Origin of the sequence: Paenibacillus illinoisensis NBRC 15959 (assembly GCF_004000925.1) — a bacterium.
GTDB lineage: Bacteria > Bacillota > Bacilli > Paenibacillales > Paenibacillaceae > Paenibacillus > Paenibacillus illinoisensis.
Genome location: NZ_BIME01000024.1, coordinates 18165 through 29921 on the forward strand (window position 1 = coordinate 18165; position 11757 = coordinate 29921).

The 11757-nt window shown below is 49.8% G+C and carries 11 protein-coding genes and 1 tRNA gene; 1 reads left to right on the forward strand and 11 read right to left on the reverse strand.

The window, feature by feature from the left end; genetic code table 11:
• Nucleotides 1-281 precede the first annotated feature (281 nt).
• On the forward strand, nt 282-641 hold the full coding sequence (locus PIL01S_RS29115) for a hypothetical protein (protein WP_127541325.1): 360 nt from the start codon (nt 282-284) through the stop codon (nt 639-641).
• 63 nt (nt 642-704) lie between these two features.
• Here PIL01S_RS29115 and PIL01S_RS29120 read toward each other — a convergent pair whose 3' ends face one another.
• From PIL01S_RS29120 to PIL01S_RS29170, 11 genes are all read right to left on the reverse strand, one after another.
• Nucleotides 705-1205 carry a GNAT family N-acetyltransferase gene (locus tag PIL01S_RS29120; RefSeq protein ID WP_127541327.1) on the reverse strand — a complete coding sequence of 167 codons (501 nt, stop codon included), beginning with the start codon at nt 1203-1205 and terminating at the stop codon, nt 705-707.
• On the reverse strand, nt 1202-1699 hold the full coding sequence (locus PIL01S_RS29125) for a hypothetical protein (RefSeq protein ID WP_127541329.1): 498 nt from the start codon (nt 1697-1699) through the stop codon (nt 1202-1204). Before PIL01S_RS29125 ends, PIL01S_RS29120 begins: the two co-directional genes overlap by 4 nt.
• A 42-nt stretch (nt 1700-1741) precedes the next feature.
• On the reverse strand, nt 1742-2386 hold the full coding sequence (locus tag PIL01S_RS29130) for a hypothetical protein (protein WP_127541331.1): 645 nt from the start codon (nt 2384-2386) through the stop codon (nt 1742-1744).
• Between the two features lie 310 nt (nt 2387-2696).
• Nucleotides 2697-3710 (reverse strand): LacI family DNA-binding transcriptional regulator, encoded by a 1014-nt coding sequence (locus tag PIL01S_RS29135; protein WP_127541333.1) that lies wholly within the window; start codon nt 3708-3710, stop codon nt 2697-2699.
• 125 nt (nt 3711-3835) lie between these two features.
• On the reverse strand, nt 3836-4642 hold the full coding sequence (gene iolB / locus PIL01S_RS29140) for a 5-deoxy-glucuronate isomerase (RefSeq protein ID WP_127541335.1): 807 nt from the start codon (nt 4640-4642) through the stop codon (nt 3836-3838).
• A 41-nt stretch (nt 4643-4683) separates the two neighbouring features.
• Nucleotides 4684-5736 (reverse strand): inositol 2-dehydrogenase, encoded by a 1053-nt coding sequence (gene iolG, locus PIL01S_RS29145; RefSeq protein WP_127541337.1) that lies wholly within the window; start codon nt 5734-5736, stop codon nt 4684-4686.
• 76 nt (nt 5737-5812) lie between these two features.
• Nucleotides 5813-7288 (reverse strand): CoA-acylating methylmalonate-semialdehyde dehydrogenase, encoded by a 1476-nt coding sequence (locus PIL01S_RS29150; RefSeq protein WP_281280821.1) that lies wholly within the window; start codon nt 7286-7288, stop codon nt 5813-5815.
• A gap of 48 nt (nt 7289-7336) precedes the next feature.
• Complete coding sequence (gene iolC / locus PIL01S_RS29155) at nt 7337-8347, reverse strand: 5-dehydro-2-deoxygluconokinase (RefSeq protein ID WP_127541339.1); 1011 nt, start codon at nt 8345-8347, stop codon at nt 7337-7339.
• A gap of 189 nt (nt 8348-8536) precedes the next feature.
• The gene (gene iolE / locus PIL01S_RS29160; protein ID WP_127541342.1) at nt 8537-9433 is read right to left on the reverse strand and encodes a myo-inosose-2 dehydratase; all 897 of its coding nucleotides are present in this window, start codon (nt 9431-9433) and stop codon (nt 8537-8539) included.
• A 60-nt stretch (nt 9434-9493) separates the two neighbouring features.
• Nucleotides 9494-11359, reverse strand: coding sequence for a 3D-(3,5/4)-trihydroxycyclohexane-1,2-dione acylhydrolase (decyclizing) (gene iolD / locus PIL01S_RS29165; protein WP_127541345.1), 1866 nt, complete (start codon nt 11357-11359; stop codon nt 9494-9496).
• A 314-nt stretch (nt 11360-11673) separates the two neighbouring features.
• Nucleotides 11674-11744: transfer RNA gene (locus tag PIL01S_RS29170), tRNA-Gly, on the reverse strand.
• Nucleotides 11745-11757: the final 13 nt, after the last annotated feature.

Sequence of the window (11757 nt, forward strand, 5' to 3'; positions counted from 1 at the left end):
CATGTAGTCATAAGAAGCAACCCACAGGGGCAAGCTCAGCATCCCCCTATTTGTCTCCTGAAATAAATAGAGCCTTCTAGAGCATTAACCTGGGCGGCTCTATTATTTTTGGCGGCTATATCACTCTCATCCTAGATTCCCTAAAATTAACTCTGCTAGTATAAAAATAGTTCATAAGTATTACATAATCTCGAAAATTTGTTTCAACGCCCGATTTTCGGGTATAATTAATAGGTCAATAGACTTATATATTACATAATTTTTTCGAGGGAGTTGCCTGTATGTCTGTACGACGTTTGGATTCAAAGGAACCTATTATTGAAATAATCTGGGATGGCATGGTTTCCCCTGAAGAAGTAGAACAAACGAATCGGGAAATTCAACATATTGCGCAGCAATTGAATAATTCGTTTGATGTACTGGTTGACATGCGAAACATGAAGGCTTTCTCCCAGGAAACCAAAGAGAAAATTGTGGAGCACCAAAAGCTGCTCACACAATGGGGTATGAGACGTGCGAGTGTTGCGGTCGGCAGTGCCATTGCGAAGATGCAGCTGAATCGAATCTCCAAGGAATCGGAGCATCAGACGGAATTCCAATGGGAAACATATGATGAAGCACTAGCATTTTTGACGAAATAAGAGAAGCGTTCCCTTATGGGAACGCTTCTTCTATGTTTAGATCCATTTAGACTCCCGTAGTACTCAAAGGGCTGGATGAAGTCGACATAACATGGTGACCGATGTACCACACATCCCAATCTCCTCGAATCCAAAACGCCGGTAAAGTCGGATGGCTGCATTGTCTGGATCTACGCTGAGCGACACTGCCTCAATCCCCCTCTGCCGAGCTTCTTCCAATGCTGCTTGCATCAGAAGAGTGCCCAATCCTTTTCCCCGTGCTTCCTCAATGACTGCCATGCCCATCTCTGGTGTAGCAGCGTTCACGTAACCGTATCCGGCATTCTGCTCATCATACAAACGTAAAGTGATCGAACCCAGTTTCCTGCCTAATGTATCTACCGCGATATATCCAAAATCTCCTGTTCTTCCCCAGCCTTCCACGTACTTGGATAGTTCTGGAGAATGGACAATCCCAGGTTCCAAAAATTCATCACCCACCTGGGTATGTAGGGAAGCGTATAACATCTCCCACAGGAACGGAACATCTTCCGTCTCTACAGGACGCACATGGTACTTGGTCATGATTCTTCCTCCTTTATTCCCTCAAAGAGGCGCTCCATCTTGTACCAATTCATATCTTGCGACACCTTATAGTCCTGTAGTTTATCTCGCGTATCATTACCGTCATAGATCGTCATTGAATGTTTGTTATATAGGGTAATTCCAAAACCATTGATTTCACGTTCCTCTTTGTTAATCATCAGACGCCACTCATAATAATAGGGAGATTCCCGTTCCGTATCCCTCCGATTAATCTTCTTCAATTCAATGTCCTTATAGTCCTTCAGAAAGTCCTGAATTTCCCCCGCATCCTTGATGATCACTTCCTCCCTGTCCCCCGATGTACTTGAAAATCTCGTGATTTCTAACCGGTCGAATTTGTCCAGCATGGTCATGTGATCCGTAACCTCTGCCCGAAACGTGGTATGTTGTTTAGATATGTATACGGGTATCGCTGTAGCTACTAAGACAAGTAAAATAACGATACCCAAAATCAGCTTTCTTTTTCTATTCATAAATCAACCTCCTCTCGTTAACCTATATGCACCTGAGTCCATCTATAGTTGGAAAAATCCGGATCCGCTAAAATGAAGTGGATCCCTCGCCCTCTGATGCTGGGCTCCCCATTCTTCTTGTCTCTCTAAGTGTTCTACGTATCCACTAAAACTGAGCTGTAATCGAGAGCGATCCTGCAGCGTACCCAAGACATAATTTCTCACAAGTTCTATTGAGCTGGAATCATCAGAGGAGAGATAACCGGTGTTCTCATACACTTTGCGGAACTCTTTTCGTATCATGTCACCACTTCTGACCTCTCTTACTTGTACCAAAACTCCTGCCTGTGCTGAAATTCCTTCTTCCAGGGCTATAGTGGCCGCGTACTCTGCGTCGTAGCACTCCATGATTAGTGAAGGTGTTTGTTCCTCTGTGGTGTCGGCCTTCTGGCACTCTTGCTCCTGCTTGATGAGTTCCTTCGATGTTCTCTCACCCGTAAGTTCAGTATATCTCTCTTGAAACTGTTCAGGAGATAGTTTCGTAACTTCCCAGTCCATCACATTAGTCTGAGAAGGATCCTGTATGAGGGATTCAACTGCTGACTCTGTGGTGATCTCCTTCTGACCAGAAGAAAAATCCAGTAGGAATAAGCCCACAATGAAACATATGGATGCAGCAAGTCCCCACCTTTTAATAAAATCACCCATCTTTCTCATCCTAATTTCTTATAAAAATTGGATATCGTATGTTACTTTCAGTATACCATTTCATCCATATATTGTTCTATATTAATACATCCATCCAAACCAACATATTGAACATTATAGCTACCCTATGCGAAAAAACAGCTTACCTCCCCCTACCAAGCAGCAGCTGGATTACATCATACCAATTCGATTTCATCATGCCTTCTGGTCCCGTGCTCCACACGGAATAAGCCGAATCCATCCTCCTACGAGGTTGAATACGGCTTGTTTGTATGTCTCACCCGAGCGGATGTGATGCTGGATCCCTGAATTAAGAACGAATGGAGACATCCCCCGTTGACTCTCTGATCACCAGCTCGGGTTTCAGAACCAATTTCTGTGGCCGTTTGTGCTCATCCTTCAACTCATCGATCAGCAGATCCACAGCACGATGCCCCAAATCCTCAATAGGCTGGGCAACCGTCGTAAGCGGTGGATTGGTCACGGATGCGAGAATGGTATTGTCGAATCCGATGATGGAGACATCTTCAGGGACTCGCAGGCCGAGCTCTTTTGCTGCCTGCAACGCACCAATGGCCTGCATGTCATTACAGCAAAATATGCCGGTTGGCCGGATGGTTTGCCCGAGCAGCACAAGCACCTCCTCTTTGGCTGATTTTATGTCCGCGGTTGATTCCCTGACCTGGGAAGATTCAAGAGCAAGACCTGCTTCCTCCACTGCTTCCCGGAATCCTAGTATACGTTCCTTACTGCTGCTGACCTTGAGGGGCTCTGACACCACCGCAAGGCGGGTATGACCGAGCTGAAGCAAATGCTGCGCGGCCAGTGCGCCTCCGAGCCTGTCATCGATTGTAACGGTGTGCACCGAGAGGGATGGCAGTTGACGGGCGATTAAGGCAACAGGTATGGATTGCTGCAAAAGGGGTGACAAAATCTCGGCATTATCAATACCCGTTCCGATCATCATGCCATCAACTCTTTTTTGCTGAAGCAGGTTCAAATAGCGCTCTACCCGCTCGTCCTTATTGTCCGTGCTGCAGATCACGACACTGTACCCCAGCTGACGGCTCCGGTCTTCTACCGCTCTGGCAAGCTCGGCAAAATACGGATTGGATATATCGGGTACAAGCAGACCGAGCGTATAGGTTTGCTTGCCTGTAAGTGCAGCTGCAATCGCGCTAGGTTGATAGTTAAGGCGCTCCATGATCTCCATAACCTCAGCGCGCCGCTTTTCACTGATTTTCCCTTTACCGTTAATGACCTGTGAGACTGTGGCAATGGATACGCCCGCCTCTCGTGCAATATCATAAATGGTTGCTTTCATTGTTAATTCCCCATCTGTGCTATATACAAGATCCTTATATATAGGTAATCGTTTTCTTCTCATTATGCAGGGGGAAGTCTGCATTCGCAACTCGAAGCCATTCTGGAAGTGGGGATGAGACCGAATTACCTTTTCATCAGCCAATCATGGTCAGGGTCATTATAAAATTTCCAGGTTCGAGTCGGGCCCGCCATCACATTAAGGTAATACACCTCATATCCCGGTGGAGCACCTACTGGGTGGTATCCGCAAGGGACAAGCACAACTTCACCATTGTTCACTGCCAGTGTCTCATCCACTGACCGATCATCCGTGTAAATGCGTTGAATGGCAAACCCCTGCTCGGGCTGCACCCGGAAGTAATAGGTCTCCTCCAGTAGTGATTCTTCAGGCAAGGCATCCCGGTCATGTTTATGCGGCGGATAACTCGACCAATGTCCATCAGGCGTAAATACTTCAACGACGAGCAGACTGTCCGCTTCCTTCTGTTCCGGTAATATGTTATGAATCTGGCGCTCCAGATTGCCATACCCGCGGGTCTCTACTCCAACGTCTTCCGGTGTGATGAGACGAGCTGGATATGTTCCTTTGCCTGGTGCCGCACATATGGCTATTTCCAATGCCGAAAGAGCCTTGATCTCCACCTGATCGGAGCTAGAGACATAGACGGAATAAGGAGGTGTTTTCTCAAATATGCTCATTCTCTTCCCAACGTTCTCCCACGCATGCTCCCGCGTACTTATATTGGCCAGCCCGCTAAGCAGTACGATACAGAGTTCCTGATCACCGCTCTCGCGGGTGAAGGATTGCCCTTCTGCAAGCTGTACTACCTGAAACCCAACATATTGCCAACCAGCAGACTCTGGAGTTACGTGTATAAGCGTGCCGTCCCCCTCCGAATGTACTGCCGGTTTTACGATACGTTCTGACATGCTGCAGCCTCTCCTTTCTGTGCGCACGCTGAAATGAATTTTTAGGGCGATGCAGTTTGAGATTCCATTGTCACCCCGGTGACTTCTCGCAGCTTGACAGGTCTCCCCTGTTCCATGGACATCCTTGCAGCCAGTGCAATCCGTTCAGCCTGAACCGCATCATGGCCGTCGACAGTAACAGGTGTATCCTTCAGGATCGCTTCAATAAAAAGGGCCGTCTCCTGCACATAAGCCTCATTGTATCTTTCCAGAAAAAAGTGAAGCGGTTTATCCCGCATAAGCCCTGCCGCTGTACTAATCTCTGCCGTATTGGGATGATCGTTTGCAGCTGCTGCACTGCCCAATGAGCCAAACACCTCGACACGCTGATCATATCCGTATAACGCTTGGCGGCTGTTATCAATGACCCCGATGGCTCCATTTTCAAAACTCATCGTCACAATGGCTGTGTCCACATCTCCATGCTCTGCAAAAACAGGGTGGATCAGCACATTCCCTTGGGCATATACTTCCTCTACTTCACTTCCCGACAGATAACGTGCCATATCAAAATCGTGAATCATCATATCCATGAAAATCCCGCCAGATACCCGGATATACTCCGCGGGCGGCGGGCTTGGGTCCCGTGAAGTGATTTTGATAATATGCGGATCACCGATCGTCCCCTCCTGCACGTGGTCCCGCACCCGTTTGAAGTTGTGATCGAAACGGCGGTTGAATCCGATTTGCAGCTTCACGCCTGCCTTTTGCACAGCCGCTACAGCCGCTTGGGTTTGAGCCAAATCCATACTGACCGGCTTCTCGCAGAAAATATGCTTGCCCGCTTGCGCTGCTTGTTCAATTAAGGGTACATGCGTATCCGTCGAGGAGCAGATCAGCACAGCATCCACGTTCGGCATCGAGATAAGCTGATTGCTGTCTGTCGTTACAACCGAAATTCCCCGGACGGAGGCCCAAGCCTCCAGCTCAGGCCCCGCAAACAAATCACTGATTCCTACAATTTCGGCATGCGGGTTGCGCAGGAGATTGTCTGCATGAATTTTACCGATCCGCCCGGCACCGATAATGCCAATTCTCACTCTGTCCTTGCCCATTTTGTTATCCTCCCTGTCCCTGTTCGCTCGCTATAGGATGAAGTCTCCCTCTTGGTCTGGCTTATCCCTAGGGTTGTTACCAGCGGGCCGTCACCATCTTTTTGCGCGTATAAAATTCAACACCATCCGTACCGTTGGCGTGCAGGTCACCGTAGAAGGATTTCTTCCAGCCGGAAAAAGGGAAAAAGGCCATTGGCGCAGGTACGCCCAGGTTAATACCAAGCATGCCTGCATCAATCGTTTCACGGAATTGTCGCATGCTCGCCCCGCTACGAGTGAACAAGCACGCCCCATTGGCAAAGTCGGAACGATTCGCCAGCTGGATTGCTTCCTCGAGCGTATCTACTCTAGATATGGAGAGCACAGGGGCGAAGATCTCATCCTTCCAAATTTTCATGCTGCTCTGAACCTCGTCGAATATGGTGGGTCCAACAAAATATCCGGACGTGCTTGCCGCTTCATCCTTGCGGCCGTCGCGGATCAAGGCTGCGCCTTCCTGTTCTCCAGATTCAATGTAGCTGAGGGTACGTTCTTTATGCGGACCTCGAATGACCGGACCGAGGAACACACCCTCATCTAAACCGTTGCCTATCGTGATATTGTCCGCTGCTTCCACCAGCTTTTGGACCAACGCATCTGCAATATCACCAACGGCCACGACAACCGAACAGGCCATGCAGCGTTCTCCGGCTGAGCCAAAAGCTGCACTGGTGATCTCCTTCACCGTCAGGTCAAGGTCGGCATCCGGCATGACGATCGAGTGGTTTTTGGCACCGGCGAGTGCCTGCACCCGTTTTCCGTGCGCGGATGCAGTAGTGTAGACGTATTCAGCCACAGGCTGTGAGCCGACAAAAGAGATGGCTTGAACATCCGGATGTTCAAGCAGTCCGTTCACGACGTCATGCGCACCGTGAACGATGTTAAGTACACCGTCCGGAAGCCCGGCTTCCTTGAACAGCTCAGCCAGGCGCCCTGCGAGCAGCGGTGTTCGTTCGGAGGGCTTCAGCACAAAGGTATTCCCACACGCAATCGCCAGCGGGAACATCCAGCACGGTACCATCATTGGGAAGTTGAAAGGGGTGATCCCCCCTATAACGCCGATCGGGTACCGATACATGCCTGATTCCAGCCCTGTGGCGATATCTGGCAGCTGCTTGCCCATCATCAGATTCGGGGCACCCGCCGCGAATTCGACACATTCAATGCCCCGCTGTACTTCCCCGTAGGCTTCGGCATAGCTTTTGCCGTTCTCCAATGTGACCAGCCGGGCCAGTTCTTCCCAGTGTTCCACCAGCAGCTGCTGGTAGCGGAACAAAACACGCGCACGGCGAGGAACTGGTGTGCTGCTCCAGGATGGGAATGCCTCTCTTGCCGTTTGGACCGCGAGATCCACGTCTGCCTGTTCTGACAGCGGTACGTGTGCAATGACTTCCTCCGTAGCCGGATTCATGACCGGCTCGGTTCGGGTTGCCACCGGGGCTACCCAGGCACCCCCGATCCAGTTTTGTACCATCGTCACGGTTGTGGACGCTTCCGAAATCCCTTTTCCCATAGCCCTGTCTCCCTTCGCTTATATATGTTGCAGCCATTCCTTAGTGATTCAGGACACTATAATCTCGCCCCGATTACAGCGCTCAATATAGTCATTCACCTGTTCCACCGTTGGCATCGCATCCGAACAGCTGTGACTAGAAATGACGATACTCGCTGCTGCGCTGCCGTACGCCATACTGCGTTCAATCGTCCAGTTCTGCATTAATCCGTACAGGAATCCTGCTGCATAGGAGTCGCCAGCTCCAAATGTTTTCACCACACGCGCTGGGTAGCTGTCTGCACGATGGGATAACCCTTCGCGGGTATAGGCAATGGATCCTTCCTTGCCATGCTTGATAACAACAATTTTTGCTGAGTAGTCAAACCACTTTTGCGAGGTCACCTGATCGCTGCGCTGTGTATTAAGGTCAAACGTCTCCATCATGTCGAATTCCTCACGGGTACCCAGGATGATATCGCATTTTTCGGCTGCAAGGTTGTAATACACTGCTGTTTCTTCCGCCGATGTCCAGGTGTAAGGACGATAATCGAGATCAAATACAATGACGGTTCCATGTTTTTTTGCATACGTTAGTGCCTGAAATACCGCTTCACGAGATGGACTCTGGGCAAGAGCCGTTCCGGAAATTAGCAGTACTTTGGAACCCTCGATCAGCTGCTCCTGCACTTCACGGGCTTGTAACAGCAGATCAGCTACATGGTCTCGGTACATCAGTATGCTGCAGTCGGTTGGACTTTTGATCTCGGTAAAAGCAAGCCCTGTCACTGCTCCTGTGTCATCGGTTACCACATTGGACGTATCAATTCCGTTGCGTTCCAGATAACTATGGATGAACCTTCCCATCTGGTCATTGGCGATTTTCCCGATAAAAGCCGTCTCCATGCCGAGCCTGGACATGCCAATCGCAATATTGGCCGGAGATCCACCTACATACTTCGTAAACGTCATCGTCTCTTCCATCGGACGGTTAATCTCATTGGCGTTCAAGTCAATGCATAGTCTTCCGATTGCGGTAAAATCCGTCTTCCTGGAAGCAGGAAAGGAAACGTAAGCCATGGCTCAGAACCCCTTTCTGTAAATGGAATAGTGTTCTAGATTGAAGGTGCTGAACGATCCAGATAAAACCTACTCTTCTCTCCGAATACACCTTCTGTCTACATTGGTATTTTGATATGCACCTATGAAAAACACCTTCGTTACCTAACCCTATGGAAATCATAATAAACTCATGCCGAATTAGATGGTCTACCTAATTAATGAATTCATGTACAAGAGGGAACGTTTCGCATACTCATATGGGTTATGAATGGCAGGATCCTGCTCGCCTTCAAGCATCGCCCACCCATCGTATCCCCGATCAACCAATTCCTGCAGAATCGGTGCAAAATCAATGCATCCATCCCCGGGTACAGTAAATACCCCTTTGCGAATACAGCCGACAAAATCAGATTGTGCTGCCCGTGCCTCATCCAGAACATCCGGACGGATATCTTTTAAGTGAATATAGGCAATCCGGTCATAATGCTTACGCAGCAGAGCAAGTGGATCAGCTCCCCCGTAGTAGGCATGACCCGTGTCATAAAGCAAGTAAACGAGAGTAGGATCGGTCAATTCCATCAACCGGTCGATCTCCTCCGGCCGTTCCACTACGGTGCCGCCATGGTGATGGTATGTCAGTTTCAATCCATGTTCTCGTGCAATGGCACCAGCCTCGTTCAACCCTTCAGCAAGGATGTGCCACTCGGATTCACTGAGTCTTAGCACTTCCTTCTCATGCGGAGTCCGCCGTGGATCAAAATGCAGGGAACCCCCGACCTCTGCTGTACTAATGACCGTACTACCCATCGATTGCAGAAACTCCGTGTGTCTGCGATAGCTGTCCAGCTCTGATTTCCGGTATGCCGGGTCGGAGAGCAATACCGACTTCCACTGGGAAACGAGACGGATATTGCGCTTATCTAATTCCTCACGCAGTGCGGCTGGATCCGTTGGATATTTGCGCCCCATCTCCGTACCAGTCAGTCCGAGTCGCTGAATATCATCCAAAATCTGCTCACACGTCGTGTTGTCTCCATGCTCCTTCACATCCTCGCCGACCCAGTTGATCGGATGAATCCCGAGCTGAAATGGCAGCTTGTTCATGGCTCCACATCTCCTTTATTTGAGTTCAGCATCTTGTCTGTTCAGATATACAGTGCTGAATTAAATGAGATTTACTTTGGCACGGCTGGCTTGCATTGCATGATGAGCATTTACCACCTTTTCTTCCGTTGATACTTCCGGCACGCCAACATTCCACCAGGATTCATATCCTCCTGCATTTGTCCCTGGTACAACCGGAATCTCGATAAGTGTCGTCACGCTCTCATTCCTAGCATCCCTGAGCGCCTGCTCCAGCTGCTCTGCTGTTTCCGCTCGATATGCTTGTGCTCCCAGACTGCGGGCATGTGCTGCAAAATCCATCGGCATGTAATCCCCTGTCAGTCGTCCACTCTCCGATTCCCTATAACGAAACTCGTTGCCGAATCCGTCACTGCCGTGCTCACGCTGCAAATTATGAATGCATTGGAATCCATTGTTATTGAATAGCAAAATGGTGAACTTCTTCTGTTCCTGCAGGCTGGTCACCAACTCGGAATGCAGCATCAGGTAACTACCGTCACCAACCATGGCATATACTTCCCGATCCGGCTCTGCGAGCGCTGCTCCAAACGCACCACTCACCTCATAGCCCATACAGGAGAAGCCGTATTCCATGTGATACGTCTTCGGTGCTGCTGCTCGCCACAGGCGATGCAAATCTCCGGGCAGGCTTCCTGCCGCACACACGATGATGGAAGATGGATCAATGGTCCGATTAATAATTCCAACGGCGGTGGTCTGTGCCAAGCCGGCTTCGTGCTTTAGTTCATACAACCGATCTACTTCTCGGTTCCATTCACCCCGCAGATCAGCAACCTCGGATGGGCCGTAGCCGCTACGGTATCCCCGTTCCTGCATTGCCGTTTTCAGGGCTTGCAGACCTTCCCGTGCATCTGCCAGGATGGCTTCCCCGCCCAGCTTGGCTGCATCCATACCGTTCAGGTTTAGGTTGATAAATGTCACTTCAGGATGCTGAAAAGCGGATCGGGACGCCGTCGTGAAATCCGAGAACCGGGTGCCGACGCCGATCACAACATCTGCTTCTCTCGCAAGTCGGTTTGCCGCCAGAGAGCCTGTAACCCCGATGGCCCCCACGTTGAGTGGATGGTCCCAGGACAGTGCACTTTTGCCAGCCTGGGTCTCGGCAACCGGAATGCCAAATGCCTCGGCGAAGGCAGCAAGCTGAACAGACGCCTCGGAATACAACACACCGCCGCCAGCAACCAGCAGCGGCTTCCTGCCACGGGCCAGCTGTTCCGCAGCCCGTTCAATGGCTGCCTGAACCGGGGGGCGGCGGTCCAGGTAATGCACCTTGCGGGCGAAGAACGCTTCCGGGTAGTCGTACGCCTCTGCCTGCACATCCTGCGGCAGTGCCAGCGTTACCGCTCCCGTCTCCGCTGGATCCGTGAGAACACGCATTGCCTGTGTTACAGCAATCATTAACTGTTCAGGACGTACAATGCGATCCCAATACTTGCTGACCGCTTTAAATGGGTCTGTAGCCGAGACGGTATAATCACTGCTCACCTCAAGCTGTTGCAGTACTGGGTCCGGCTCACGTGTGGCAAAGTTATCTCCAGGAAGCAGAAGTACAGGAATCCGGTTCACGGTCGCTGTTGCAGCTGCGGTAATCATATTCAACGCACCTGGGCCGATCGATGTGGTACACGCGTATATTTGTCTGCGATTCTTCTGCTTGGCATATGCCGCTGCAGTGTGTACCATACCCTGTTCATTCTTGCCTTGCATGTACGTCAGACTTCCTGGGCTGCGTTCCAGTGCCTCTCCTATTCCTGTAACATTACCGTGTCCGAAAATACCGATAACACCCTTCACGAATTTGGTCTCAACACCATCTACGGAAATATACTGCTGATCCAGATAGCGGAGCAGTGCCTGGGCCATGGTCAGCCGGATCGTTGTCATGGATTTCGTCTCCTTTCCCTTTACGGGTAAAGCGCTTAATCTGCGTTAAGTTTAAGCGCCTTACCCGTAAAGGTTAAGCGCTTAATTGGTATAGTATTACATCATGGCTAAATAGGCAAGATATTTTTGTAAGCGTTTTATAAAAAATGAGGGCTACTCTGATCTATAAGCTGCCAATCAACATATCACAGGGTGAGTTGTATTTGTTCAAGTTCAAAAGGATGTAATTGCAGAGAGTATGTAGTCTGGTGAAAACCCTAAAAGCACAAAAAAAAGAGATGATCATGATCATCTCTTTTTTCTCTATATCGGTAAGCGGGTGATGGGAATCGAACCCACGCTATTAGCTTGGAAGGCTAAAGTTCTACCATTGAACTACACCCGCGTAAAATAATATC